Raw genomic sequence first — 24785 nt, 5'->3', positions numbered from 1 at the left:
GACAGCAAGTTACCTATTTTTTGAGCCACGAACAATACATAAAACGATGTCTGGAAATTGCCCAAAAGGGAATTGGGTCAAGTAGACCAAACCCTTCAGTTGGAGCAGTTTTGGTGGCAAATGATCAGATTATAGGAGAGGGGTTTACGAGCCCTTATGGAGGGAGTCATGCTGAAGTAAATGCGATTTCTTCGGTAAAAGATGAAGAATTACTTGCCAAAGCTACCTTATATGTAACCCTAGAGCCTTGTTCTCATTTTGGTAAAACACCGCCTTGTTCAGACCTGATCATTAGAAAAGGAATACCCAAAGTTGTTATTGGTTGTCTAGATACCAATTCTTTGGTGGCCGGGAAAGGAATTGAGAAATTAAAGAAAGCCGGATGCGAAGTACATGTTGGAGTTTTAGAAGAAGAATGTAAAGAACATCACAAGAGGTTTTTTACATTTCACAATAAAAAAAGACCTTACATTATTTTAAAGTGGGCGGAATCTCAGGATGGATTCATTGCGCCAGACAAGAGGGAGACAAGAGAGCCTGTTTGGATTACAAATGAAAGATCTCGTCAATTGGTTCACAAATGGAGAGCTGAAGAGCACGGAATCTTAGTGGGAACAACCACTGTAATAGCCGACAACCCAAAGTTGAATGTTAGAAATTGGGAAGGCCAAAACCCTGTTCGAATAGTTGTTGATAGATCATTAAAAATAGATCAGGATTCTCATGTTTATGATCAAACGGTAAGAACAATCTTCATCACAGCGGAAGAAAAAGAATCACAAGGTCATTTGGTGTTTGAGAAAGTAGACTTTTCAAAGCCTTTAGCAAGTCAGATATGTGGAGCCTTGCACAGGCAAAATATTCAATCTTTAATTGTTGAAGGAGGAACACAAACGTTGCAAACTTTTATAGAAGAAGATTTGTGGGACGAAGCCAGAGTTTTCTCAGGAGAGATAAAGTTTCTAAATGGAGTTGAAGCACCTCAATTAAATAAAGAAGCAAAAGAAATTACAACTATAGATCAGGATATATTAAAAGTATACAAGAATGATTAAGAATATTGTCTTTGATTACGGAGATGTATTTATCAATTTAGATAAGCCTGCAACAGTAAGGGTTTTGCATGAGCTGGGAGTTAAAGATATCTCAGAGGAGATGATGAATGTATACAAGCTTTATGAGGTTGGTGGAATAGCAACGGGTGAATTTGTCAATAGATTTAAAGAGCTGTACCCAAACATTCCCAGTCATAAATTTATAGATGCCTGGAATGCAATCTTACTGGATTTCCCTTTACATAGATTAGATTTTATAAAAGAGCTAAAAGCATCAGGAGAATATCGATTGTTTTTACTGAGTAATACAAATGATCTGCATATTTCCTGGATTCAAAACGATTGGGGTATGGAGTTGTATAATGAGTTCAAAGATTGTTTTGAGCAATTTTACCTCTCTCATGAAATAAACCTGAGGAAGCCTAACCTGAATATTTACGAATTTGTTCTTAATGAAAATGGTTTGCTAGCCGAAGAAACCTTTTTTATTGATGATACTCAGGAAAATACAGATGCTGCTGCCGAATTGGGAATAAAAGTGTGGAACATTGATCCGCTAACAGAAGATATTGTAGATTTGCTGGCCCAAAAAGAATTTGACGAATGATCTATCTAATTTTAAGTATTATTATTCTTAGTCTGCTGTTTGTGATCTTTAAATTGTTTGAGGTTTTAAAGATCGATACACCGCAGGCAATTATTGTTAATTACTTAGTAGCCGGTGTTCTTGGTATCTATTTGTCAGATGTTTCGTTAGAATTACAAGAAATACCCAGTCAACCTTGGTTTTTAGGAGCTCTTTTCCTTGGAGTTCTTTTCATTACAGTATTCAACGTAATGGCAATAACATCACAAAAGAATGGACTTTCTGTAGCAGCGGTAGCCGGTAAGATGTCGGTAGTAATTCCTATTGTATTTGGAGTTATTGTTTATAATGAGTCAGCCGGATTTGTAAAGATTCTAGGAATTCTATTGGCTTTGGTAGCGGTGTATTTAGCATCATCTAAAAGTGATAACCAACCTGTAAAAACAAAGAATTTAATCTATCCTGTATTACTTTTCTTGGGATCAGGGTGTATAGATACAACACTTAAATATGTAGAGACTACGTATGTTCCTGAGGGAGGCGTGCCACTATTTTCAGCAACAATCTTTTTAATTGCTTTTGTTTTAGGACTCCTCTTTTTAATTGTGCCAATACTACGTGGAGAGTTTAAGTTTCAATTCAAGAATATCTTAGGAGGTATATTATTAGGAGTGCCTAACTATTTTTCAATTTACTATTTATTAAAAGCCTTAAGTACCGAAGGTTTGGAAAGCTCTACTTTATTTACCTTAAATAATGTAGGAGTAGTTATTCTGTCTACCTTATTTGGATTGTTGTTCTTTAAAGAAAAGTTGATCAAGAAAAATTGGATCGGAATTGGCATCGCAATCATAAGTATTGTTTTGGTTGCATTATTTTAATGAAAGACACTTATAAAACCATAGCATCTAACTCTGAAGAGACACTGTTTAAAGATAGAAACAGTAAATTTTACGGCTATGCTTTTCCGGTAAGGTCTGAAGAAGATATCAAAAATGCTTTAGAAGGTTTAAAGAAACAACATCACTCTGCTCGTCACTTTTGTTATGCTTGGCAATTGGGTACAGAAAAGATCAGTTATCGTGCAAATGATGATGGCGAACCTAGTAATTCTGCAGGAATGCCAATTTACGGACAAATACAATCTTTTGATTTAACTAATGTTTTGGTTGTGTCCGTTCGTTATTTTGGTGGAGTTAAGCTTGGAGTAGGAGGTTTGATAAACGCTTATAGATCTTCAGCAAGATTGGCTATAGAGGCAAGTCAAATTATAGAAAAAACAATAGACATTTCTTATCAATTGACTTTTGGTTATGAGTTGATGAGTAAGGCAATGAAAATCATTAAAGAAAACCGACTTCAAATACTTTCACAGAAGTTGGAAGAGAAATGTGAGATCCAAATTTCAGTCCGAAAATCAGACGCTGTTAAAATCTTTGAAATTTTCGATGCAATTTATCAGCTAGAAATACGTCAATTAGAGGTCTAACTTTTCCAAAATATAATCGGGACATTTTGTGGGTTTTCCGGTTTTCATATCAATAAAAGCAAGTACTGAATTTCCTGTTGATATCTTTTCTTTATTTTGGTTGATAATTTCATAGTCAAAATCAATTTTAACTAATGGTTTTTTCTTCAATAAAACCGAGACTGTTAAAATGTCGTCATACTTGGCAGGTTTAATGAAATTAAAGGATAGCGAAATAACCGGCAACATAATTCCGCTTTCTTCCATGTCTTTGTATGTAACACCTAGGCTGCGAAGCCACTCGGTTCGGGCAACCTCAAAATAGTTGGCGTAATTGCCATGATAAACGACTCCCATTTGATCGGTTTCGCCATATCGTACTCGGATGTGTGTTGAGAAATTTTTCAAAAATTTTGAACAAGAATATGTTGTGATTTTACGGAAAAAAAAATTAATAATCAATAGCAATTTCATTTTTTTATACTGAAAATTATTCACACTTTTGTAAAGCTCTTGAAAAAGGATACCCCTTAAGGAAAAAGAACAATTTTTAACGACTAAATTCTTTACACTGTTTTATGACTAAAACTGCAGATTCGGTTTGGAATGAATGCTTGTCTTTTATTAAGGACAACATTAAGCCTCAGGCGTATAAAACGTGGTTCGAGCCGATTAAACCAGTTAAGTTGTCAGGAGAAGCTTTGACGATTCAAGTTCCTAGCAAATTTTTCTACGAATGGTTAGAGGAACACTATATTAAACTATTACGTGTTGCCTTGGTAAGAGAATTAGGAAAAGAGGCCAAATTGATCTATGATGTGCGTATGGAAAATACGTATAGTAGTAACCGTCCTCAAATTGTTAAAATTCCAAGTTCTAATAGAAATCCACTTAAACCTCAAAAAGTATCTGTACCTGTAGAGGTAGATAAGAGAGAATTAAGAAATCCTTTTGTGATTCCGGGATTGCAAAAAGTAAAGATCGAATCGCAATTAAACCCAAATTATAATTTTGAAAACTTTGTAGAAGGAGATTCCAATAGATTGGCTCGTTCTGCAGGGATGGCTGTTGCCAATAAACCGGGAGGAACTTCTTTCAATCCTTTATTAATATATGGTGGAGTAGGATTAGGAAAAACTCACTTGGCACATGCCATAGGAGTAGATATTAAAGACAAATACCCTGATAAAACTGTATTATACATTTCTTCAGAGAAATTTACACAACAGTTTATAGATTCTGTTAAATCAAATACCAGAAATGATTTTATTCATTTCTACCAAATGATCGATGTGTTGATTATTGATGATGTACAATTCTTATCAGGTAAAGCAGGAACACAAGATGTGTTCTTCCATATTTTCAATCACCTGCACCAAAATGGGAAACAGGTAATATTAACTTCAGACAAGGCTCCTGTTGATATGCAGGATATTGAGCAACGATTGTTATCTCGTTTCAAGTGGGGATTGTCAGCAGAACTTCAATTACCGGATTATGAAACACGCGTGTCTATTTTACAGAACAAGTTGTTTAGAGATGGTGTTGAAATGTCTGACGAGATTGTAGAATACATTGCAAAGAATATAAAGTCGAATGTAAGGGAATTAGAAGGAGTGATCATCTCTATGATTGCCCAAGCTTCTTTTAACAGAAAAGAGTTCTCTTTAGAATTGGCTAAGCAGATTGTAGATAAGTTTGTAAAGAATACGAAGAAAGAGGTTTCTATCGATTACATTCAGAAAGTTGTGTCTAAATATTTTGATATGGATGTGGTAACACTTCAATCGAAAACAAGAAAGAGACACATTGTACAAGCGCGTCAGTTAGCTATGTATTTTGCAAAGAGAATGACCAAAACTTCTTTGGCAAGTATTGGGGCTCAGATAGGACAGAGAGATCATGCTACTGTGTTACATGCTTGTAAAACAGTTGATAACTTAACGGAAACTGATAAGCAGTTCAGGAAATACGTAGAAGATCTAACGAAGAAGTTGACTTTCTAAACTTCAATTCCATGAAAAAAATACTAATGGTTTGCTTAGGGAATATTTGCCGATCTCCCCTGGCAGAGGGAATCTTACGTTCTAAAGTAAACTCGGATGAGGTTTTTGTAGACTCGGCAGGAACAGCAGCCTACCATGTTGGAGAACTTCCGGATTCTAGATCAATTGATGTAGCTAGAAAATACGGAATTGATCTTACGTATCAACGTGCTAGAAAATTTACTGAGAAAGATTTTGCGAAGTTTGATAAGATTTACGCGATGGATGAACACAACTATCGTAATATTCTTTCTTTAGCTAAGAATAAGGAAGAGGCTAAAAAAGTAAAAATGATTCTTAATGAGATAAATCCGCAGCAAAATTTAAGTGTTCCGGATCCTTATTATGGAGGAGAGCAAGGTTTTGAAAATGTATACCAAATGCTAGATGAAGCCTGTGATATAATTGCTAATCGATTGTAAAATGAAAGGAAAACTATACTTAATTCCAACAACTTTAGGTGAAAATGAGCCTTTGGAAGTGATGCCGTATTCTGTGCGAAAAATGGTAGAATTGATCGATCATTATATTGTAGAAAACGAAAAAACAGCTAGAAGATTCATCAAAAAAATTACACCTAAGAAATCACAACCTTCTTTAGTGATGATGAAGTTAGATAAGTATGCCGATGAATTAGAAACACGTACTTATTTAGATGTTTGTGAGCAGGGAATATCAGTTGGTTTATTATCAGAAGCAGGAGTGCCTGCTGTAGCAGATCCTGGAGCAACGATTGTTAAATTGGCTCACGAGAAAGGAATTCAGGTAGTGCCATTGGTTGGGCCTTCTTCTATTTTATTAGCATTGATGGCTTCGGGTATGAATGGTCAGAGTTTTGCATTTAATGGGTATCTGCCTATTGACAAAGGGGAGCGTAAAAAAGCGATCAAAGAATTAGAACGACTTTCGAAAGAGCGAAACCAATCTCAGATCTTTATTGAAACTCCTTACAGAAATGAAAAGATGTTTTCTGATCTGAAAGCAACCTTAACACCACAAACTCGTTTGTGTATTGCGGCAGATATTACATTGCCTGATGAGTACATTAAAACCTATACAATTGCAGATTGGAAACGACAACAGCCCGATCTTCATAAAAGACCAGCTATATTTATTATTCATAAAGAATAGTTATTGCTAAAACGATAATGAGTAACAAGATAAAAATTGATGTTCTGGTATTGCTACTACTAATTGCTTTATCCGTTTCTTATCTGTTTCTTGTAGAAGGTACCTTTTTAGATTTACCCTACTTAACTTCTTATACCTTTATAATTTCTCCAATTATTTATTTGTCTTTGAGAAAGAAGAAGGATTGGAGTAAAATTTTAGCTGCAGTTTTTTTATTTGGTTTCGTAATAGGATTCCCTTTTACCTTTATAGGAGAATTAACCAATGCTTGGGCAATTCACGTAGACAGTTATAAAATGTTAGGTGTCTTTTTCGTTCCAATTGTTATTGCTTGGATGCTTATGGTAGCGTTAACTGTGGTTGTTTATCAACACTTTTTTCCTAGTCTTAATACGGTTAAAAAAGGAATTTCGGAAAGATTTAAGAAAGTGACCTTGGTTGCGTCTATACTTTCGTTACTAATGGTAGTTACTTGTATATACAATCCTACGTTTTTTCCTAAGAAGTATTCCTATTTGATAATTGGATCTGTAATTTTGGCACCTTTTCTGGTTTATCTAATAAAAAAGCCTCGTTTCATAGTAAAGATACTTCCTCTAATGAGCTATTTTTTTGTAATGTACTTTACACTTGAGTTGATAGGTTTGAAGTTAGAATGGTGGTCTTTTCAAGGGTCTTATATTGGATTTGTGAATCTGTTTGAGGTAAGATTTCCGGTGGAAGAATTGATGTATTGGATGATTTTATTTCCGCTTTCAACAATAAGTTGCTATCAGTCATTTATTAATACAAAGAAATAAAAAAAGCCCTCAGAATTCCGAGAGCTTTTTAATTAAACTTTATTTATTAACCTTAAACTTTTGCTAACCTATTTGCTTCTAATTCCGAAACATCATAGTGGGCAAACTTCTTCATGTAAGACTGAATGGTGGCTCCGTAAGCATCAGAGAAATTGTAATTCCCATTACTTCTCAAGTATTTCTTTACATTTCCGGCACCGCTTAAATGCGCTGCTGCTAAAATACCTGACTCAGTAATTTCAATTCCGTTGATTACTTTTCCTACAGAACGCTCAATATCTTTACGTAAGATCCATTTGTTTACTCTACAGTAGGCTAAGAAAACACGTTCTTGTAGCTCAGGATTCTTTAAAAATCCGTCTGTATCATAAATTCTAAAACGTTCAAGTGTGGTTTTTCCGAATTGATACTTTCCTAAGTATCCTAATGTGTTGATCACTCTGTATCTACCTTGGGATTCTTTAAAAGCTAAAGCTTCTTTAAATCCAACGAAGTTATTTTGTAAAAAAGGGATTTGAAAAGAATCTTCCTCAATAGCTACTGTTACAGTAACAGGAGCAAAAGAGGGTACCCTTCTAAATTCTTCCGGTTTCTCAATGGCATTGACAAACAAAAGAAAAACAATAACTAAAAATAAAAACCTTCTAATAATTTATATCTTTCTGTTTTGCGGGCGCAAAGGTACAAATTATTTTTTAAATAGCTGATAATCAGTTCTTTTGAGTTTTTTAGAAATATAGATAATGGAATTTTATACCTCCTTTGCTACGAAATTCTAATGTAGGAGCCGGAATCTTTATAAAATTAACAACAGAAAAGACAGATTGTAAGAATTTTGATTTCGTGTTTATTTTAGTCAAATCAAGGTCTAAACTCAAATAAAATTGACGAAATGGATTTTGAGGAAACTGATTTGTAGGTAAATTTTCACCGTATAACATTCCATCAGCACCATATCCAAAAGCAATATTTAGCCACTTTGGGAAATTACTGTCTTTTGCAAAAGACCAAACATTGGCAGAGAGCCAATAGGTTTGCCCGTTATAATCTTTAATGGTTTGTTCTAAAAAGTTCTTACCCAAAGTTCCCGGGCGAATTTTCGAATAATCGGTTTGATGAAAAGAATATTTCAAGGTGATTCGCTGTTCGTTCCATAATAGCTCTTGACCAACCAATAAACTTGTACCGGCAGCATTGGCTGCAAAATCTCCCCATGAAAACCCCCATTCATCAGAAAAACCATCAAGAACTTCAACGGCAGTTAAAAAGCTGAACCCTAACGTAGCACCATAGATTAATTGATCTTTTTTTCGTACTCCGGCCCAATCCAACAACTCCATTCCAATTTTTCCAACATAATAAGAAGTCATTACATGACCAATCTTATCCATTTGTTTCCATTGATTGTTGTCGTTGGTAAAATGAAATCCAGATCTGGGAAAATCTGCATACCACACTCGATCTAAAGCGAGAAGAGTAACTCCTCCTAAAGCAGCTTCAGAAATAGCAATCGCATTTCGCCTGGATTTGTTGAGTGTGTCTGATTTTTTCCAAAAATTGGATGTATCCTGACCATAAGAGAAAAGAGAGAGAAAAAGTAGGAAGATGATCAGTACACTCTTTTTCATTATCTCCTAATTCCTTGTTTATTCAGCCAGTTATGATACTTCTTAGCATTTCTACTGTGCTCTTTTGAGGTACTTGCAAAAGCGTGATACCCTAATTTTTCTACATTCACACACATATAGATATAGTTGTGTCTTTCGTAGTTTAAAACACCGTCGATAGATGAAATATCTGGCATGGCAATAAGGCTAGGAGGAAGGCCTCTGTTCAAATATGTGTTGTAAGGAGATTTAATTTTTAAATCTTTATAGAGAACTCTTTTTACCTGAAAATCTTGTCCGTTTTGTTGTTTTAGAATATAAATAATTGTAGGATCTGCTTGTAATGGCATTCCTATTCTAATTCTATTCAAATACAAACCGGCAACTCTAGATCTTTCAGATACTTGGGCTGCTTCTTTCTGAACAATAGAGGCTAAAGCCATTACTTCATTAGGTGTCATGCCTAACTTCTTTGCTTTCTCCAAACGATTTTTATTCCAGAATCTGTTAGACTCTTTGAACATGCGATCTCTAAATTGTTCTCCAGTTGTATTCCAGAAGAATTCATAAGTATTAGGGATAAAATACCCTAACATTTGCGCTTCCGTGATTTTTTTATTGGCTATAAAAGCACTGTCTTTAAAAGCTTTTATGAGGGAAGTAGAGTCAGCTTCAATTTGAGTGGCAATCCTGCCGGCAAGCTTTTCTAATGTGTCTTGATTGTTAAAAGATATCTTAATAGGAGTTTGATTACCACTTCTTAATAAGTTGATCAAATCATTATTAGACATTCCTTCTTCGATCTTATATTTCCCTCCTTTTACAGTAGAGAATTTTTTCTTTTCAGCAACCCAAAGAAAATCTTCTTGATCTTTGATAAACTCCTTTAGATCGTTAGCAACATCTTCTAGTTTATCTGATGATTTGATATAAAGAAACCCTGATTTAAGAATGTTGTTACCAAATATCTTTTGATAATAGTTAAACCCTATGATGCCTCCGGCAATCAAAACGATTGCGATGATTGAAAAAATAACTTTTTTATTCATTGATCAATTGAAAAATAAGTTCGTCTTTATAAGTTCCTTCTACCAATAGCCAATCTTTTTTTACTCCTGCTTTTGCAAAGCCAAATTTAGTAAATAAGGCAATGCTCTTTGTATTGTCTGGAGTGATATTGACGTAAAGTTGATGCAAGTTTAAATGCTGGAAACAATAGGTAATTAAAAGCTCTACGGCTTCAGAAGCGTATCCCTTTTTTTGAAATTCAGAATGAATTCCAACTCCAATACCTGCTCTTTGATGTTGAGGATTGAAATCGAACAGATCGATCATGCCAATTCGCTTTTCAGTATCCTTTTCGGTAATCATTAACCTGAGTTGCTTAGCTTCGTACAGGTCTAAATGACTGTTTTCAAGATACTGACGTAAAACATATCTAGAAAAAGGAGTTTTGGTATGACTTACCTCCCAAAACAATGGATTGTTTTCCATATTGTATAGGAACTCCAGATCTTCCGGTTCAAGAGCGCGAAGCTTGATATGTTGTCCGACTAGAAACATGATTAAATTTGAATTGAGCCTTCAAAAACCAATTGAGCCGGTCCGGATAGAACAACATTGGTATATCTATTGTCTTCAACATCAAAACTTACCTGAAGTTTTCCTCCTTCTACTAATAAATTTACTTGATTAGAAGATGTTTTTTGTGTTTTATGCATGGCAATGGCAGCAGCTGTTACACCTGTTCCGCATGCCAAAGTTTCATCTTCAACACCTCTCTCGTATGTTCTGATACGAAAAGTGTCTTCATTCATTTGTTCTACAAAATTCACATTGCTACCTTCTTTTCCGTAAATCTCATTGCGAATCTTTCTCCCCTTTTCAAATACAGGATAGTTGTCTAAAGCATCTACAATTTCAACATGATGAGGAGATCCGGTATCAGCAAAAATAGCTTCCTCCATTACTTTTACACTATCAACATCAATCATCTGGAGTGAGACAATATCACCATCAACTTCAGCATGATGAAGCCCGTCTACAGCCACAAACGTTGTTTTGTTTTCAAATAAGTTTAACTTTTTGGCAAAGGCTACAATGCATCTTCCTCCATTTCCACACATGGTACTTTCATTACCATCTGCATTGTAGTATACCATTTTAAAATCAGAAGAGTCATCATTTTCCAATAAAATTAATCCATCGGCTCCAACTCCAAAGTGACGATCACAAAGTGAAGCAACCAAAGAATTATTCTCTTTAGGAAATGTGTTTGTTCTATTGTCTAAAATGACAAAATCATTTCCGGTTCCCTGATATTTAAAAAAGTTTATGTTCATAGCTGACAAAGATACAAAAATGCATCTCAATTTTTGTCTGTTAAAGCAGGGTTAAAAACCGTTAACAACTGTTAACTGCATTGATTTAAGTGTTAAAATTAGTATTTTTGATAGAGTGTAAATTTTAATAAGAATGAAGAAGTTTTTAAGTTTTTTAAGTATCGCGGTTTTGGGAGGAGTAGTGGCATTAGGAGGATACAAAGTTTTTCTGGAAAAACCTGTAGTCATAGAAAGAAGCCATCAGCAACCCATACAAACCTTTCAAACAAATTTTAAACCGGCATTTGAAACGACCGATGCCACCTATGCGCCTACTGATTTTACAGAGGCAGCTAAAAGAACAGTTCATGCGGTAGTGCATGTGAAGAATACAGCAGTTAAATCGGGTGTTACCTCTTGGTCAGACCTGTTTAACGGAGGTAGAAAATACGAACAAGTAGGTACCGGAAGTGGTGTAATTATTTCTACGGATGGGTATATTGTAACAAACAACCACGTGATTGCAAACGCTACAAGTTTAGAGATCACCTTGAACAATCGTAAAAAATATAAAGCCGAATTGATTGGCACAGACGTAAAAAACGATATTGCACTGCTAAAGATCAATGCAGATGAATCATTGCCATTTATTCCGTTTTCAAATTCAGACAATGTACAGGTGGGAGAATGGGTATTGGCAGTTGGAAATCCATATAATCTGACTTCAACGGTAACGGCTGGTATTGTGAGTGCTAAAGGAAGAGATTTGAAAGGGAACGGTGGAATTACCGATTCTTTTATACAAACAGATGCGGCAGTTAATCCGGGAAATAGTGGAGGAGCTTTGGTGAATACCAGAGGAGAATTGGTAGGAATCAATACTGCAATCAGTTCAAGAACCGGATCTTATGTGGGATATTCTTTTGCTGTACCGTCAAACATCACAAAAAAGATCATCGATGATATTCTGGAGTTTGGAAAAGTACAGGAAGCTGTCATTGGGATTATGTACGACAATGTGAATGATGAAACAATCAATGGAGTAAAGATAACAGGGCTTTCTGAAGAAGGCGGAGCAAAGATTGCCGGATTGAAAGAAGGAGATGTTATTAAGAAAGTTGAAAATGTAAATATTTCTCAGTTCTCTGAATTAAGCGGACAATTGAAAGCTAAAAGACCTGGAGATTTTGTGAATGTAACCATCAATAGAGAAGGTAGAGAACTGGTGAAGAAAGTGAAATTAGGAAAGAGAAACACACATAGGTCAGAGAGATTAGGATTGGTTTTGAAAGATCTTACTAAGAGGGAGGAAAAGTTATACAACTTAAAAGGAGGTGCAAAATTGATACAAAGTATCAATGAAACATTGAACTACTACGGAATAGGAAAAGGTTCTATTATCATAAGTATAAATAAAAAAGATGTGCTAGATGCCTCTCATGCTATTGATCTTTTAGAATCTGCAGTGCGAAGTAGAGGACCTATAACGATGAAAGTTCGCAATGAAAACGGAGAAATAGAGCACTATAAATTTTAAATAGAATTTAGTAAGAAATAAATAGGGAAAAACCTTGATGAAAATCAGGGTTTTTTTTATGATAAAATAGTATTACGAAATCGTTTGAAATTAATACTTTTGCACAAATTTTAAAACACAACAACACGACAATGTCACCACTCACAAATTACGAACAAGAAGTTGCTTCTCAGGCTCAAACAAGAAGAGCAACCACAGAGTTTATCAATATTGTTAATGATCTTTGGTACGATAAATCAATCGAATTGGTTTTATTTAGAAACCCATTGGTAGATAAGAGAGCAAGTGAAGTATTGAATTTAATTGATTACGCAAAAGAGTTTGTAGCCAAGCCAATTTCTATTCACGATGCTTTAGATATTGCAAAAGCAATTCAGCAAATAGACTTACCATCATCTAAATTAGATATCGGAAAATTAGCGTACGAATGCTATTTGAATGTTGATGGATGTAAAGACAAGGTAGAATTTGTTAAGAACCAACTTAGTGATGTTACTGAAGCAAAAGACATTCAGCCAAAAGACGTTGTTTTATACGGATTTGGAAGAATTGGTCGTTTGTTAGCAAGAGAGTTGATGAGCAAAATGGGGAAAGGGTCTCAATTAAGATTGAGAGCTGTTGTAACTCGTGGAGAGATCAACCAAACTGTTTTAGAAAAGAGAGCATCTTTATTAAGTATAGATTCTGTTCACGGAGATTTCTTAGGAACTGTACAAGTTGATGTAGAAAACAAAGCATTGATCATCAATGGAACTACAGTATACATGATCTCAGCAGGTGCACCGGAAGATATCGATTATACTGAGTACGGAATCAATGACGCATTGATTATTGATAATACAGGAGCTTTCAGAGATGATGTAGCTTTAGCACGTCACTTAAAAGCCAAAGGAGCTAGTAAAGTATTATTAACAGCTCCAGGAAAAGGAGTTCCTAATATTGTACACGGTGTAAACCATAAAGATTATGATCCGGATACAGTAGATATCTATTCTGCTGCTTCTTGTACAACCAATGCAATTACTCCTGTATTGAAAGTAATTGAAGATAACTACGGAATCAAGAAAGGGCATTTAGAAACTATCCATGCATATACCAACGATCAAAACTTGGTAGACAATATGCATAAGAAATACAGAAGAGGTAGAGCAGCTGCTTTGAACATGGTAATTACCGAAACAGGTGCTGGAAAAGCAGTTTCTAAAGCATTACCGGCATTGGAAGGAAAATTAACCTCTAATGCAATTCGTGTTCCTGTTCCAAACGGATCTTTAGCAGTATTAAACTTGCAGTTAAGAACTGAAACAACAGCTGAAGCTTTGAATGCTATGATGAAGCACAATGCTTTAGAAGGAGAATTGGTAGAGCAAATTCAATACTCATTAGACAATGAGTTGGTTTCTTCTGATATCGTAGGAACAACGGCTCCATCTATTTTTGATAGCAAAGCAACCATTACAGATAATGATACAGTTGTGATCTATGTATGGTATGATAATGAATATGGATATAGCCATCAAGTAATCAGATTAGCAAAGCATATTGCCAAAGTAAGAAGATATACATACTATTAGTAGTTAGCATATTGGTTAATTAGGTTTTAGAAATGTTAGAGTAAAGACATCTTATAATACATTAAACTTGATTAGATCAGATAGCTAAGTCTAAAAATAGATTGATTCATAAAAACCCGAAACAAAACGTTTCGGGTTTTCTTTTTCCCCGTATTTTTTTCATTAATTTTAACGCAAAACAAACATCGATGAAAACGCTTTACACTCTCATTTTTACAATTCTTATTTCAAGTACAATTATGGCACAAGATTCAAAATTACCTTATTACGAAATTCCGGAAGCTCCCAAAGAGTATACGGCAGGAACTGTGGCAAGTAGAATGGTAGATGGTTTAGGTTTCCGTTTTTATTGGGCAACAGAAGGATTACGCCCTGAAGATTTGAATTTTAAACCCAATGATCAAGCAAGAACTGCACAGGAAACACTACGTCATATTTATGATTTAACAACCGTGATTTTAAACTCGGCATTTAAGAAACCAAATACAGGTCAGAAAGTACCGGACATGACTTTTGCTGAAATGAGAAAACAAACCTTATTAAACTTAGAAAAAGCCAGTAAAATTTTTAGAAAGGCTAAAGATATGTCTGAGTTTACCATTGTTTTTCAGCGTGGAGAAAATAAAACCGAATTCCCTTTTTGGAACCAGATCAACGGACCTATTTCTGATGCTTTGTGGCATACAGGACAAATTGTGTCGTTTAGAAGATCGTCAGGAAACCCATTCCCAAAAGGAGTAAGTGTGTTAACAGGAAAAAAGAGACAATAACAATATGAACGTTAAAGAAAGAATTGATTCTTTACGAGAAGAACTACATCAACTCAACTATAACTATTACGTACTAGACAATGCAACTATTTCCGATCTGGAGTTTGATCTTAAACTTAAAGAGTTGGAAAGGTTGGAAGAAGATCATCCCGAATTTGCCGATCCTAACTCGCCTACGCAAAGAGTAGGAGGACAGATCACCAAAAATTTTGAAACGGTTACCCACAAAAACCGCATGTATTCGTTGGATAATTCGTATTCAAAAGAAGACCTATTGGATTGGGAAAAGCGTATTCAAAAGATCTTGGGAACAGATCAAATATCCTATACCTGTGAATTGAAATACGACGGAGCGTCTATCAATCTAACCTATGAGAACGGAAAGTTTGTAAAAGCAGTAACTCGAGGAGATGGTTTTCAAGGTGATGACGTAACGACCAATGTGAAAACGATCAAATCGATTCCTTTATCAATGCAAGCAGATTTTGTTTCTGATTTTGAAATGAGAGGAGAGATCATCTTACCTCTGGATGGATTCAACAAAATGAATGAAAAACGAGTTGCAGAAGGAGAAGAACCTTATAGAAACCCAAGAAATACTGCCAGTGGAAGTTTAAAGCTGCAAGATAGTAGTGAGGTAGCAAAGCGACCTTTAGATTGTCTGTTGTATCAGGTAGTCACTGATGAAAGAAAATATACATCTCACTATGAAAGTTTGAACGCCGCCAGAAATGCCGGATTTAAAGTGCCAACAACCATCATAGAAGCTAAAGATATTGATGGAGTTTTACAATTTGTGAATGAATGGGATGAAAAACGCCACGATCTGCCTTATGAGACTGATGGAGTAGTGATCAAGGTGAACAATTTACAACAACAAGAAGAGCTAGGATATACCTCGAAATCTCCTCGTTGGGCAATTGCGTATAAGTTCAAAGCAGAGCAAGCTATTACCAAATTGAATGAAATTACCTACCAAGTAGGAAGGACGGGTGCAATTACGCCTGTGGCAAACTTAGAACCTGTAGAATTGGCAGGAACCATTGTAAAGAGAGCCTCTTTACACAATGCCGATCAAATAGAGAAACTAGACATTAGAATCAACGATACAGTATTTGTAGAAAAAGGGGGAGAGATCATTCCAAAGATCATTGCCGTTGATTTCTCGAAAAGACCACAAGATTCTGCCTCTACTCAATATGCAACACATTGTCCTGAATGTGGTACAGAACTGGTACGTACAGAAGGAGATGCCAAACACTATTGTCCGAATACTTATGGATGTGCTCCTCAGATTGCAGGGAGAATTCAGCATTATATTAGTAGAAAAGCGATGGATATTGACGGCTTGGGAGGAGAAACCGTAGAGCTTTTACGTAAAGAAGGATTGGTGCAAAACTATGCCGATTTGTATGATTTACGAGTAGAGCAGATCATTCCTCTGGAAAGAATGGCAGAGAAATCTGCTCAAAATATGATAGCCGGAATTGAGAAATCCAAAGAAATTCCATTTGAGAAAGTATTGTATGCTTTAGGTATTCGTTTTGTGGGAGAAACTGTGGCAAAAAAACTAGCCAAACATTTTAAATCCATTGACAATTTGATGGCTGCTGATTTTGAAACATTGGTAGCTGTAGATGAGATTGGAGATAAGATTGCGGAAAGCATCATTGAATTCTCAAATGATTTGAGTAATATTCAATTGGTAAACCGATTGAAATCTTATGGAGTGCAAATGCAGGTTTCAGAAGAAGATTTGGCGAATCAAACAGATAAATTACAAGGGAAAGTGTTTGTGGTTTCAGGAGTATTCCATCAGATGAGCCGTAATGACCTGAAGAAAGCTATTGAAGACAATGGAGGAAAAGTAAGCTCATCTATCTCTAAAAAGACGGATTATGTGGTTGCCGGAGATAATATGGGGCCTAGTAAGAAGACCAAAGCAGAAGGCTTGGGTGTAGCTATTATTTCAGAACAGGATTTTATTGATATGATTAATTAAAGGTCATTGCGAGGAGGAATAACGAAGCAATCTTTAGTTTCCAAGATCACATCTAAAGATTACTTCTCACGCTTTAGCGTGATCGTAAAGACAATAAAAAACAATGTGTCATAGCCTAAAAACATGAAGAAGAAAGTTTATATAGTTAGTTTATTGCTTCTTATTTGTGCTAGTGTCTATGCTAAGAACAATATGATTAATGTTGTCAGTATTGAACAGGCAACAAGAAAGAAGCAAGATTCAACGTTATATAAATTATATCATAAAGCTGATAGTCTTTATAATTCTGAAAACTATGCTTTAGCTTTAAAAGTAATTTTGGAAGTTGTCGATGAAACAAATGATAATGAACTAGAATTCTTAGCGAAATATTTGGCAGGCAAGATCTGGTATAAAACTAGAGCTTATAAAAAAACTATAAATTATTTAAAGCCGTATTTTCTTGAGTTAAATAGCAGGTTGAAAGAGAGTGATGTAAATGAAGAAAAGAAAACAGGAATAAGTTTTCGTTTATTAAAATGCAATTTTCAGATAGGAAAATCTTATCAAAGACTTTATGAAATTGAATTTCAAAGTAAAGATTCGATATTAAAAAAGAGATATAGTGATAGCACGGTCTTTTTCTATGAGAAAGTTTTAAAATCTAGTTCAAAGCTTGTAGAAGCTATGGGGTACAAAGCATCTACTTATAACAATCTTTCAGGCTTATATACTAGAAGCGGGAAATACCAATTAGCAGAAAAGTACGCTTTAGAGGCGATTAGAATGTTTAAAATTTATGGAGAAAAAAGTGATGTAGCCTTAGTATATAATCTATTATTTAACATTTATTTTTCTAAATTTAAATACAAAGAATCGCAAGACTTTTTGTTTAAAGGTTTAAAAGCTATAGAAAAAACAAAAAACGAAAATGTAGATGAAATTCGAGCTGCTCTGTATTTAAATATATCATACGTTAAACACAAATTGAAAGAGGACAGTGCATATATTTATCAGGAGAGAGCATGGAATTTATATGATACTATAAAGGATAGAGAGACTCAAAAGAGAATAGCGGATATCTATGCGGATAGAAATTTTGAAAAAGGAAAACAAGAAGGGGTTTTTCAGGAAGAGCTTAAGAGGCAAAAAACAGAGCGAAATTTATGGATCATAGGATTGAGTAGCTTTATTATAATTATTTTTCTTGCATTTATGCTTAATCAAAACAGGTTGCGTCAGAAAAATCTAAGTTTAGAGCTATCCCAAAAAGAAACAGAATCTCAAATACAAGTGCTGAATGCAAACCTAGAAGGGCAAGAAACAGAAAGAAAACGAATCTCTCAAGAATTGCATGACGGGATTCTTAGTAAATTGTTCGGAAGTAGAATAGGGTTAGGGTATTTAGAGCTAGATAGTGATAAAGAAACACAAGGTCAATATCAAAAATACCTAGAGGAATTACAAAACATAGAAAAAGAGATTAGAGAAGTGTCACATAAGTTAAGTAGTGATATTTCACTTTCTGAAACAAGTTTGCTAAACGCAATCAACCAGTTGTTAAAAGAGAAAAGTAAATTAGGAGATTTTGATTTTCAATTGAAAATAGATGATGCTTTTTCGTGGAAAGAGCTAGATGGGGTTTTAGAGATGAATTTATTTCGAATTCTTCAGGAATCTTTACAAAATGTTATAAAACATGCCAAAGCAAAAAACGTAAATGTAAGTTTTGGAGCTAAGAGCAATGTTCTGGTAGTAGCAGTAGAAGATGATGGAGTAGGCTTCGATATTAAAAAGAAATCTAAGGGCATTGGATTGAAAAATATTAGATCAAGAATAGAAAAACTAAAAGGAACGATGAGAGTTAGTTCTGAAACAGGTAAAGGTACTGTGCTAGAACTCAAAATTCCATTGGTATAAATAATTCATTGTCTATGTCAGGTCGAGTGGAGTCGAGACCTAATACATAAAGAGATAAAGAGTTTCTACCTCTCGACTCCGCTCGAGGGGAGAAACTTTAGCTAACAACAGACTAAAAGATTTAAAAAACTAATATTATATGAAACTAACCAAAACAACTGTAGCCTCTATCTTCTTTTTGTTGGTAGCCATTGCTGATATCTATGCTATTTTGGTAGACAACAGAGATATTGAAATGATTGCAAAACCACTGATCACTACTTCTTTGGTAGTATTGTATTTACTGTCAGTCAAGAAACCGAATTTCTGGTATGTGTCTGCAGTCTTCTTCTCTTTTTGGGGAGATGTGCTGTTGATGTTCCCGGATCAATACTTTGTTTTAGGACTGGCTTCGTTTCTCTTAGCGCATATTCTCTATATCACTGTATCCTCAAAATTTGTATCAAAGACTCCCGTTTCCAAAATCATTACGCATTCCATTCCGTTTGCATTAATCTTGTTTGGTTTAATGTATATGATCTACCCAAACTTAGGAGATTTGCTAATTCCTGTCATTGTTTATGGAATTGTGATCTCAGTATTTGGAGTAGTGACCTTGTTGGTTTATACAGGAAAGAAGACAACCGAAAATTTATGGCTGTTCTTAGGAGCATTAACGTTTATTGTTTCCGATAGTATTTTGGCTTTAAATAAGTTTTATGAAGCTTCAGAGATTTTAGGGATCTCTATCATGATTACTTACATCATAGCACAATACTTGATCTGTAAAGCCATAATAATCAAATCAACAAAAAAATAAAAAAACGACCCTGAAACTACTTTCTAGGATCGTTTTTATAGTTAACAAATCAGACGTTTAATTCTTGTTTATAAATGGAATATCTTTTTTATTTTGAATTAATAGTATCACACTGATTATAAGTGTTACAACGGCGCTTATAAACAGAGCTCCTCCATCATTGTCGTGCTCAATTCCTAAAATAGTTAAGTGAGAGAAGACAGCTCCAGACATGGTTCCGGCAGCTAGTAAAGCTCCTAACCATGTTCTCTTTGGAACGAATAGCAAGACGGAAGCGATTAATTCAATAATTCCTGTTCCTACACGCATTAAAGCTTCGTTTTCTCCTGCGATCTTAGTAAATAAGTCTATGCTTTCCTGTGCTCCGGTAAACTTAAAAAATAAAGTTTGTAGCATAATAACAGCTGCTATGAGCTTTAAAATCAGTGGTATATACTTTTTCATTATAAAAGGTTGTTGCTTGCAATTTTAGACGAAGAAAAAAAACGAACTTACACAAGAATAATTTTTTCTTTAGAAGTTTTGTTCTTCTCTTCATCAAAAAAGAAGTCAATTCGCCCTAAATTCACACCATAAGCACCTACTTGATTTACCAACATATTTTCTCCTTTTCTGTTCTTTACAACAGTAGGTTTGGGTAAAAAGGTATGTGTATGACCTCCAATAATTAAATCAATGTTTTCTGTAGCTTTGGCTAAACTGAGATCAGAAACTTTATCTGAATTCCTGTAATTGTATCCTAAATGAGATAAGCAGATAACCAAATCACAATGTTGCTCTTCCTTCAACTCCTTGCTGATGCTTTGAGCAACATTAATAGGATCTAAGTATTTTGTTTCTTTATACAAACGTGGATTTACCAATCCTTTTAATTCAATTCCCAGTCCAAAAACACCAATTCGAATGCCATCTTTTACAAAAATCTTATAAGGCTTTACCAAAGTATCTAAAACAGTATTCTTAAAATCGTAGTTGGCACAAACAAAATCAAACTTAGCATTCGGTAACTGCTTTTTAAAACCTTCAATAGAATTGTCAAAATCGTGATTTCCCAATGTAGCAGCATCATATTTAAGCATACTCATAAGCTTAAATTCCAGCTCACCACCAAAGTAATTAAAGTATGGTGTTCCCTGAAAAATATCACCGGCATCTAACAAGAGAGTATTTGGGTTTTCTTTTCTAATTTCTTCTACCATTGTTGCACGTCTGGCAACACCTCCTTTATTTGCATAGCGTCGATGATTGGCTTCAAAAGGCTCAATCTGACTATGTGTGTCATTTGTATGAAGAATGGTAATATGTTTGGTAGATTCGGTCGTACAAGAACTCAATGTCAATCCACCTAATCCTGCATATGCGACCCCTGCACTGGTTTGTTTGATAAAATCTCTTCTCTTCATAACTAACGAATAATTATACGGTTGTCAAGTTTAGACACTAAAGTGTCGTGTTGTTTAAAGTACTCTACAATAGCGTCTCTTACCAAAAAGTTACTTTCATATAAGCTTTCAGGTTGTAAGAAGAAGTTCATATTGTCTCCTCCTTTTTGTAAATAATTAGAAGTTGCCACAAAATAGGTCTTTCCATCTTCTATAGGCTTCCCATTGATCTTAATATCAATCTTATCACCCTTCCCAATGGTAATCTGGATTTGTTTGGATAAAGGATGAGCTCTATTTTCTACTATGAAATATTCGAAAAGCTCTTCTACTTTCTCAGAAGTCAATTCTGCTACTACGATCGTATTTTCAAAAGGCATTAAATTAAAAGTGTGTAATGCCTTTACATCACCTTTCCATATTCCAGCTCTGATTCCACCATAGTTGGACATGGCAAAATCTACTTTCTTTCCGGTCTCCTTTTCAAAAAGTTCATTGGCTTTGTCATAAGAAAGATCAGCAATTAGGTTTCCTAGAGAGCTTTGTAGTTTACCATCCGTTCTCAAGAGATTTTCTGGAGCATAAGAAATAATAGTATTTACTTCTTTAATCATCTTGTTCTTGTAAGGTAAATACTCTTTGATAATAAGACTATCTTGTTTTAATAAGGTATCTATCTGATTTGTCTTTCCAGTTATTTTAGCAACATTTTGTGGTTGACGGTTGCATGCAACCATAAAAAAAACGAGTAAGAAAAGACTTAAGATTTTTTTCATTTTCGGGCAGATGATTTTAATTACATTTGTGAGACTAAGATAGGTCTTTTGTTTTTTCAAATCTATGATTTCATCAAAATTAAAACATCATTTTATACAGAAGAAAATACAGAAGTTGTTAACTAATACAACTGACCTAAGATCAGTAGGTAACTCCAAAATCCGAAACGTAGGAATACTTACCAAAGAGAAATATTACAGAGAGTTTTCTTTAGAGGAGATGGTTACTGATAGATTAGAATTGAAGAATTCCAAGTTATATAGTTTTAAAAACTTCAATAAATCAGAAGAGAAATCATACAAACATTTTTCAGAAAAGGATTTTAATTGGAGAGGAGAAATTATTGATAGTAGTTTGAAAAGTTTTGTTGAAGAGCCTATAGATCTATTGATTTGTTTTTATCCTAAACAACACTCATACTTAGAATACCTTACGTTACTTTCCAATGCCAGTTTTAAAGTTGGATTTGCCGGTGTGAACTCAAATTTGTTTGATATGGAAATTTCTGTAGATATTTCTCAAACGGATGAGTTTTTTACGGAACTAAAAAAATACTTATCTATTTTACAGAAGCTTTAGCGTTTAGAATTTAACAAAGCGAAAAGATTTGTAAAATTCGATTTTTGCACAGAAGAAAAGCACAGGAATTCTTAGGAAAAGAGTAATTTTACACAAAATAAATTCAAGAGAGGTATGCAAAAGTTTGTAGGTACGGGAGTTGCATTGATAACCCCATTTAATGAAGACAAATCGATTGATTTTGATGGTTTAGAAAGACTGGTAAACTATCAAATCGATAATGGAATAAATTACTTGGTTGTTCTGGGTACTACAGGAGAACCTGCTACACTATCTAAAGAAGAAAAAGAAGCTGTAAAGAAAAAGATCATAGAAGTAAATAATGGACGTTTGCCTTTGGTATTGGGAATTGGAGGAAACAACACAGCGGCTGTTGTTAACGAAATTCAAACGACAGACCTAACAAATTTTGATGCGATTCTTTCAGTTTCTCCATATTACAACAAACCTACTCAAGAAGGAATTTATCAGCATTTTAAAGCTGTAGCAGCAGCTACAGACAAATCTATTATTGTATACAACGTTCCGGGAAGAACATCTTCTAATATGGCTCCGGAAACCATTGTAAGATTAGCAAATGATTGCAATAATATCATTGCAGTTAAAGAAGCAGCCGGAGACATGGTTCAGGCGATGAAGATCATTCAGCAAAAACCAAAAGATTTTTTAGTGATCTCTGGAGACGATATGGTTACTTTACCAATGGTTTTAGCAGGCGGAGCGGGAGTAATTAGTGTAATCGGAGAAGGATTGCCTAAAGAATTCTCTACTATGGTTCAGTTAGGATTAGAAGGAAAAAATGAAGAAGCATATAAGATTCACTATCAAGTAGCAGATAGTATAGATATGATCTTTGCAGAAGGAAATCCGGCCGGAATCAAATCGATGTTACAAACCTTAGAAATTTGTTCAGATGAAGTACGTTTACCTTTAGTGAAAGCTTCTGAGAAACTTCAAAAAGAAATTGCTAATTTTGTTCAAAATTTATAATAGAACATATGTTATCAAAAGTAATTGAAGACGCATTAAACAAGCAAGTAACTATAGAAGCAGAATCTTCTCAGGTATATTTAGCAATGGCCTCTTGGGCAGAAGTACAAGGATTTGAAGGTGTAGCAACATTTATGTACGCTCATTCTGATGAGGAAAGAGAGCATATGTTAAAACTAATCAAGTTTATCAACGAAAGAGGAGGACATGCACAAGTTTCTCAATTGAGTGCTCCTCCAACAGAATTCGGATCGTTTAGAGAAATGTTTGAAAATTTATTTCAGCACGAAGTAAAAGTATCAGCATCTATTAATGATCTAGTTGATATTTCTTTGCAAGAAAAAGATTATGCAACACATAATTTCTTACAATGGTATGTGTCTGAGCAAATTGAAGAAGAAGCTTTAGCCAGAAACATTTTAGATAAGATTAATTTGATTGGAGATGACAAAGGTGGATTGTACTTGTTTGACAATGATGTAAAACAGTTGATCACTACTGCAAACCCTGCAAATCCAAATTAACAAACATTTAATAAGACTTTATCTAGCTTTTAAGAGTTTTTGTGGTTACTTGCCCAAGCAATTTTTAATTGAAAATTGCGTTTTAGTAATCCATTAAAAATCCTTATTTTTGCCGAATGCGAAAAATCAAAATTTTAACGCTTATTTTTTTTAGCACTTTATTGTTAAGTTCTTGCGGAGAATATCAAAAAGTGTTGAATAAGGGAACTAGTCAGGAGCAATACAAAATGGCCGTAAAATTATACGAGTCAAAAAAGTATGCCAAAGCACTTCGTTTGTTTGAGAAAGTTATGCCTGCTTACAGGGGAAAACCTCAAATGGAACGAATTCAATTCATGATAGCCCAATCCAATTTTAACGAGAAGAATTACACGCTTTCTGCTTACTACTTTGATCGATTTACAAAAACGTATCCGAGAAGTTCTAAAAAAGAGGAAGCAGCTTTCTTATCAGCTTTTAGTTATAAATTGGCATCTCCAAGATATAGTTTGGATCAAACAGATACCAATAAAGCATTATTGGCATTTCAACTATTCATTAATGATTATCCAAACTCTCCTAGAGTAGAAGAAGCAAATAAACATTACAAAGAATTGCGTTACAAATTAGAGAAGAAGGTTTTTGAAGTTGGAAAAAACTATTACAGAACAGCAGTTACCGACTTTAGAAACTATAAATCTGCTATTGTAACATTTGATAACTTGATCTCTGATTATTTAGGAACAGAGTTGAAAGAAGAAGCTTTGTATTACAGATTCAAAGCATATCACGATCTTGCACTGGTAAGTACAGAAAGAAAGAAGGAACAAAGGTTGACGGATGCTGTAAATGCTTACGATAAACTAGTAAGAAACTTCCCGAAGTCTAAATTTTTAAAAGATTCTGATAAATTATTGTCAGAAATTAAGGAAGAGCAAAAAAAGTTAGTAAAGAGTTAAT

Annotated in this window: 27 protein-coding genes; 18 read left to right on the top strand and 9 right to left on the bottom strand. The window is 34.5% G+C overall.

The genetic code is table 11. The features are described from left to right. The first annotated feature begins 20 nt into the window (after nucleotides 1-20). The 4 genes from ribD to ACFSRZ_RS01305 are packed head-to-tail and all read left to right on the top strand — an operon-like array spanning nucleotide 21 to nucleotide 3130. The gene (gene ribD / locus ACFSRZ_RS01320) at nucleotides 21-1055 is read left to right on the top strand and encodes a bifunctional diaminohydroxyphosphoribosylaminopyrimidine deaminase/5-amino-6-(5-phosphoribosylamino)uracil reductase RibD (protein WP_379664712.1); all 1035 of its coding nucleotides are present in this window, start codon (nucleotides 21-23) and stop codon (nucleotides 1053-1055) included. Further along, nucleotides 1048-1662: an HAD family hydrolase gene (locus ACFSRZ_RS01315; RefSeq protein WP_379664711.1), complete on the top strand. Its 615-nt coding sequence runs from the start codon at nucleotides 1048-1050 to the stop codon at nucleotides 1660-1662. Before ribD ends, ACFSRZ_RS01315 begins: the two co-directional genes overlap by 8 nt. Beyond that, nucleotides 1659-2522 (top strand): EamA family transporter, encoded by an 864-nt coding sequence (locus ACFSRZ_RS01310; RefSeq protein WP_379664710.1) that lies wholly within the window; start codon nucleotides 1659-1661, stop codon nucleotides 2520-2522. Before ACFSRZ_RS01315 ends, ACFSRZ_RS01310 begins: the two co-directional genes overlap by 4 nt. After that, nucleotides 2522-3130: an IMPACT family protein gene (locus tag ACFSRZ_RS01305; RefSeq protein ID WP_379664709.1), complete on the top strand. Its 609-nt coding sequence runs from the start codon at nucleotides 2522-2524 to the stop codon at nucleotides 3128-3130. The genes ACFSRZ_RS01310 and ACFSRZ_RS01305 overlap by 1 nt, the downstream gene beginning before the upstream one ends. On the opposite strand, the gene ACFSRZ_RS01300 is transcribed toward ACFSRZ_RS01305, so the two are convergent. Next, entirely contained in the window at nucleotides 3119-3517 is a 399-nt protein-coding gene (locus ACFSRZ_RS01300; protein WP_379665496.1) for an acyl-CoA thioesterase, read from the bottom strand. The genes ACFSRZ_RS01305 and ACFSRZ_RS01300 overlap by 12 nt on opposite strands. A gap of 170 nt (nucleotides 3518-3687) precedes the next feature. Between ACFSRZ_RS01300 and dnaA the strand changes: the two genes are divergently transcribed. Genes dnaA through ACFSRZ_RS01280 form a run of 4 tightly spaced genes read left to right on the top strand, consistent with a single transcriptional unit; the run spans nucleotide 3688 to nucleotide 7085 of the window. Beyond that, complete coding sequence (gene dnaA / locus ACFSRZ_RS01295; protein ID WP_379664708.1) at nucleotides 3688-5115, top strand: chromosomal replication initiator protein DnaA; 1428 nt, start codon at nucleotides 3688-3690, stop codon at nucleotides 5113-5115. 11 nt (nucleotides 5116-5126) lie between these two features. After that, a complete protein-coding gene (locus tag ACFSRZ_RS01290) occupies nucleotides 5127-5576 on the top strand; it encodes a low molecular weight protein-tyrosine-phosphatase (RefSeq protein WP_379664707.1) in 450 nt (149 codons plus the stop codon). A 1-nt stretch (nucleotide 5577) separates the two neighbouring features. Further along, nucleotides 5578-6285 carry an SAM-dependent methyltransferase gene (locus tag ACFSRZ_RS01285; protein WP_379664706.1) on the top strand — a complete coding sequence of 236 codons (708 nt, stop codon included), beginning with the start codon at nucleotides 5578-5580 and terminating at the stop codon, nucleotides 6283-6285. A 17-nt stretch (nucleotides 6286-6302) separates the two neighbouring features. After that, nucleotides 6303-7085 carry a hypothetical protein gene (locus ACFSRZ_RS01280; RefSeq protein WP_379664705.1) on the top strand — a complete coding sequence of 261 codons (783 nt, stop codon included), beginning with the start codon at nucleotides 6303-6305 and terminating at the stop codon, nucleotides 7083-7085. Nucleotides 7086-7137: 52 nt separating this feature from the next. Here the strand turns inward: ACFSRZ_RS01280 and ACFSRZ_RS01275 are convergent, their stop codons facing one another. The 5 genes from ACFSRZ_RS01275 to dapF form a co-directional block, all read right to left on the bottom strand. Next, nucleotides 7138-7698, bottom strand: coding sequence for a peptidoglycan-binding protein LysM (locus ACFSRZ_RS01275; protein ID WP_379664704.1), 561 nt, complete (start codon nucleotides 7696-7698; stop codon nucleotides 7138-7140). A 115-nt stretch (nucleotides 7699-7813) separates the two neighbouring features. Next, complete coding sequence (locus ACFSRZ_RS01270) at nucleotides 7814-8713, bottom strand: DUF2279 domain-containing protein (RefSeq protein WP_379664703.1); 900 nt, start codon at nucleotides 8711-8713, stop codon at nucleotides 7814-7816. After that, entirely contained in the window at nucleotides 8713-9741 is a 1029-nt protein-coding gene (gene mltG / locus ACFSRZ_RS01265; RefSeq protein WP_379664702.1) for an endolytic transglycosylase MltG, read from the bottom strand. Before mltG ends, ACFSRZ_RS01270 begins: the two co-directional genes overlap by 1 nt. Then, the gene (locus tag ACFSRZ_RS01260) at nucleotides 9734-10255 is read right to left on the bottom strand and encodes a GNAT family N-acetyltransferase (protein WP_379664701.1); all 522 of its coding nucleotides are present in this window, start codon (nucleotides 10253-10255) and stop codon (nucleotides 9734-9736) included. Before ACFSRZ_RS01260 ends, mltG begins: the two co-directional genes overlap by 8 nt. Before the next feature lie 2 nt (nucleotides 10256-10257). Next, on the bottom strand, nucleotides 10258-11034 hold the full coding sequence (gene dapF, locus ACFSRZ_RS01255) for a diaminopimelate epimerase (protein ID WP_379664700.1): 777 nt from the start codon (nucleotides 11032-11034) through the stop codon (nucleotides 10258-10260). 133 nt (nucleotides 11035-11167) lie between these two features. Between dapF and ACFSRZ_RS01250 the strand changes: the two genes are divergently transcribed. The 6 genes from ACFSRZ_RS01250 (at nucleotide 11168) to ACFSRZ_RS01225 (ending at nucleotide 19594) form a co-directional block, all read left to right on the top strand. Beyond that, nucleotides 11168-12550 carry a S1C family serine protease gene (locus tag ACFSRZ_RS01250; protein WP_379664699.1) on the top strand — a complete coding sequence of 461 codons (1383 nt, stop codon included), beginning with the start codon at nucleotides 11168-11170 and terminating at the stop codon, nucleotides 12548-12550. Nucleotides 12551-12681: 131 nt separating this feature from the next. Then, on the top strand, nucleotides 12682-14124 hold the full coding sequence (locus ACFSRZ_RS01245) for a glyceraldehyde-3-phosphate dehydrogenase (protein ID WP_379664698.1): 1443 nt from the start codon (nucleotides 12682-12684) through the stop codon (nucleotides 14122-14124). 188 nt (nucleotides 14125-14312) lie between these two features. Further along, nucleotides 14313-14894 (top strand): hypothetical protein, encoded by a 582-nt coding sequence (locus tag ACFSRZ_RS01240; protein ID WP_379664697.1) that lies wholly within the window; start codon nucleotides 14313-14315, stop codon nucleotides 14892-14894. A gap of 4 nt (nucleotides 14895-14898) precedes the next feature. Further along, nucleotides 14899-16896 (top strand): NAD-dependent DNA ligase LigA, encoded by a 1998-nt coding sequence (gene ligA / locus ACFSRZ_RS01235; protein ID WP_379664696.1) that lies wholly within the window; start codon nucleotides 14899-14901, stop codon nucleotides 16894-16896. A gap of 123 nt (nucleotides 16897-17019) precedes the next feature. Then, on the top strand, nucleotides 17020-18795 hold the full coding sequence (locus ACFSRZ_RS01230; RefSeq protein WP_379664695.1) for an ATP-binding protein: 1776 nt from the start codon (nucleotides 17020-17022) through the stop codon (nucleotides 18793-18795). A gap of 139 nt (nucleotides 18796-18934) precedes the next feature. Further along, on the top strand, nucleotides 18935-19594 hold the full coding sequence (locus ACFSRZ_RS01225) for a lysoplasmalogenase (protein ID WP_379664694.1): 660 nt from the start codon (nucleotides 18935-18937) through the stop codon (nucleotides 19592-19594). Nucleotides 19595-19651: 57 nt separating this feature from the next. On the opposite strand, the gene ACFSRZ_RS01220 is transcribed toward ACFSRZ_RS01225, so the two are convergent. From ACFSRZ_RS01220 to ACFSRZ_RS01210, 3 genes are read right to left on the bottom strand one after another with little or no spacing between them, the layout of a single operon-like run. Further along, entirely contained in the window at nucleotides 19652-20038 is a 387-nt protein-coding gene (locus ACFSRZ_RS01220) for a DoxX family protein (protein ID WP_379664693.1), read from the bottom strand. Nucleotides 20039-20085: 47 nt separating this feature from the next. Further along, nucleotides 20086-20997 (bottom strand): bifunctional metallophosphatase/5'-nucleotidase, encoded by a 912-nt coding sequence (locus ACFSRZ_RS01215; RefSeq protein WP_379664692.1) that lies wholly within the window; start codon nucleotides 20995-20997, stop codon nucleotides 20086-20088. 2 nt (nucleotides 20998-20999) lie between these two features. Continuing rightward, nucleotides 21000-21752, bottom strand: coding sequence for a 5'-nucleotidase C-terminal domain-containing protein (locus ACFSRZ_RS01210; RefSeq protein ID WP_379664691.1), 753 nt, complete (start codon nucleotides 21750-21752; stop codon nucleotides 21000-21002). Nucleotides 21753-21816: 64 nt separating this feature from the next. Between ACFSRZ_RS01210 and ACFSRZ_RS01205 the strand changes: the two genes are divergently transcribed. The 4 genes from ACFSRZ_RS01205 (at nucleotide 21817) to ACFSRZ_RS01190 (ending at nucleotide 24784) form a co-directional block, all read left to right on the top strand. Further along, nucleotides 21817-22332 (top strand): DUF6913 domain-containing protein, encoded by a 516-nt coding sequence (locus ACFSRZ_RS01205; protein ID WP_379664690.1) that lies wholly within the window; start codon nucleotides 21817-21819, stop codon nucleotides 22330-22332. 114 nt (nucleotides 22333-22446) lie between these two features. Continuing rightward, complete coding sequence (dapA, locus tag ACFSRZ_RS01200; RefSeq protein WP_379664689.1) at nucleotides 22447-23322, top strand: 4-hydroxy-tetrahydrodipicolinate synthase; 876 nt, start codon at nucleotides 22447-22449, stop codon at nucleotides 23320-23322. 8 nt (nucleotides 23323-23330) lie between these two features. Then, nucleotides 23331-23846 carry a ferritin gene (locus ACFSRZ_RS01195; RefSeq protein ID WP_379664688.1) on the top strand — a complete coding sequence of 172 codons (516 nt, stop codon included), beginning with the start codon at nucleotides 23331-23333 and terminating at the stop codon, nucleotides 23844-23846. A 116-nt stretch (nucleotides 23847-23962) separates the two neighbouring features. Then, nucleotides 23963-24784 carry an outer membrane protein assembly factor BamD gene (locus ACFSRZ_RS01190; protein WP_379664687.1) on the top strand — a complete coding sequence of 274 codons (822 nt, stop codon included), beginning with the start codon at nucleotides 23963-23965 and terminating at the stop codon, nucleotides 24782-24784. Nucleotide 24785: the final 1 nt, after the last annotated feature.

This window comes from Pseudotenacibaculum haliotis (genome assembly GCF_042684245.1).
Taxonomy (GTDB): Bacteria; Bacteroidota; Bacteroidia; order Flavobacteriales; family Flavobacteriaceae; genus Polaribacter; species Polaribacter haliotis_A.
The sequence above is the reverse complement of the archived record's forward strand: the minus strand, read 5'-3'. Positions and strand labels throughout refer to the sequence as shown.

What these genes read in the sequence shown, in the direction of transcription:
- ACFSRZ_RS01190 (WP_379664687.1), top strand. Translation starts at nt 23,963, where the DNA reads ATGCGAAAAATCAAAATTTTAACGCTTATTTTTTTTAGCACTTTATTG.
- ACFSRZ_RS01210 (WP_379664691.1), bottom strand. Translation starts at nt 21,752, where the DNA reads ATGAAAAAAATCTTAAGTCTTTTCTTACTCGTTTTTTTTATGGTTGCA.
- ACFSRZ_RS01315 (WP_379664711.1), top strand. Translation starts at nt 1,048, where the DNA reads ATGATTAAGAATATTGTCTTTGATTACGGAGATGTATTTATCAATTTA.
- ACFSRZ_RS01250 (WP_379664699.1), top strand. Translation starts at nt 11,168, where the DNA reads ATGAAGAAGTTTTTAAGTTTTTTAAGTATCGCGGTTTTGGGAGGAGTA.
- ACFSRZ_RS01270 (WP_379664703.1), bottom strand. Translation starts at nt 8,713, where the DNA reads ATGAAAAAGAGTGTACTGATCATCTTCCTACTTTTTCTCTCTCTTTTC.
- ACFSRZ_RS01260 (WP_379664701.1), bottom strand. Translation starts at nt 10,255, where the DNA reads ATGTTTCTAGTCGGACAACATATCAAGCTTCGCGCTCTTGAACCGGAA.
- ACFSRZ_RS01240 (WP_379664697.1), top strand. Translation starts at nt 14,313, where the DNA reads ATGAAAACGCTTTACACTCTCATTTTTACAATTCTTATTTCAAGTACA.
- dapF (WP_379664700.1), bottom strand. Translation starts at nt 11,034, where the DNA reads ATGAACATAAACTTTTTTAAATATCAGGGAACCGGAAATGATTTTGTC.
- ACFSRZ_RS01310 (WP_379664710.1), top strand. Translation starts at nt 1,659, where the DNA reads ATGATCTATCTAATTTTAAGTATTATTATTCTTAGTCTGCTGTTTGTG.
- ACFSRZ_RS01290 (WP_379664707.1), top strand. Translation starts at nt 5,127, where the DNA reads ATGAAAAAAATACTAATGGTTTGCTTAGGGAATATTTGCCGATCTCCC.
- dnaA (WP_379664708.1), top strand. Translation starts at nt 3,688, where the DNA reads ATGACTAAAACTGCAGATTCGGTTTGGAATGAATGCTTGTCTTTTATT.
- ACFSRZ_RS01195 (WP_379664688.1), top strand. Translation starts at nt 23,331, where the DNA reads ATGTTATCAAAAGTAATTGAAGACGCATTAAACAAGCAAGTAACTATA.
- ACFSRZ_RS01225 (WP_379664694.1), top strand. Translation starts at nt 18,935, where the DNA reads ATGAAACTAACCAAAACAACTGTAGCCTCTATCTTCTTTTTGTTGGTA.
- ligA (WP_379664696.1), top strand. Translation starts at nt 14,899, where the DNA reads ATGAACGTTAAAGAAAGAATTGATTCTTTACGAGAAGAACTACATCAA.
- ACFSRZ_RS01215 (WP_379664692.1), bottom strand. Translation starts at nt 20,997, where the DNA reads ATGAAGAGAAGAGATTTTATCAAACAAACCAGTGCAGGGGTCGCATAT.
- ACFSRZ_RS01285 (WP_379664706.1), top strand. Translation starts at nt 5,578, where the DNA reads ATGAAAGGAAAACTATACTTAATTCCAACAACTTTAGGTGAAAATGAG.
- ACFSRZ_RS01245 (WP_379664698.1), top strand. Translation starts at nt 12,682, where the DNA reads ATGTCACCACTCACAAATTACGAACAAGAAGTTGCTTCTCAGGCTCAA.
- ACFSRZ_RS01205 (WP_379664690.1), top strand. Translation starts at nt 21,817, where the DNA reads ATGATTTCATCAAAATTAAAACATCATTTTATACAGAAGAAAATACAG.
- ACFSRZ_RS01220 (WP_379664693.1), bottom strand. Translation starts at nt 20,038, where the DNA reads ATGAAAAAGTATATACCACTGATTTTAAAGCTCATAGCAGCTGTTATT.
- ACFSRZ_RS01305 (WP_379664709.1), top strand. Translation starts at nt 2,522, where the DNA reads ATGAAAGACACTTATAAAACCATAGCATCTAACTCTGAAGAGACACTG.
- dapA (WP_379664689.1), top strand. Translation starts at nt 22,447, where the DNA reads ATGCAAAAGTTTGTAGGTACGGGAGTTGCATTGATAACCCCATTTAAT.
- ACFSRZ_RS01280 (WP_379664705.1), top strand. Translation starts at nt 6,303, where the DNA reads ATGAGTAACAAGATAAAAATTGATGTTCTGGTATTGCTACTACTAATT.
- ACFSRZ_RS01230 (WP_379664695.1), top strand. Translation starts at nt 17,020, where the DNA reads ATGAAGAAGAAAGTTTATATAGTTAGTTTATTGCTTCTTATTTGTGCT.
- mltG (WP_379664702.1), bottom strand. Translation starts at nt 9,741, where the DNA reads ATGAATAAAAAAGTTATTTTTTCAATCATCGCAATCGTTTTGATTGCC.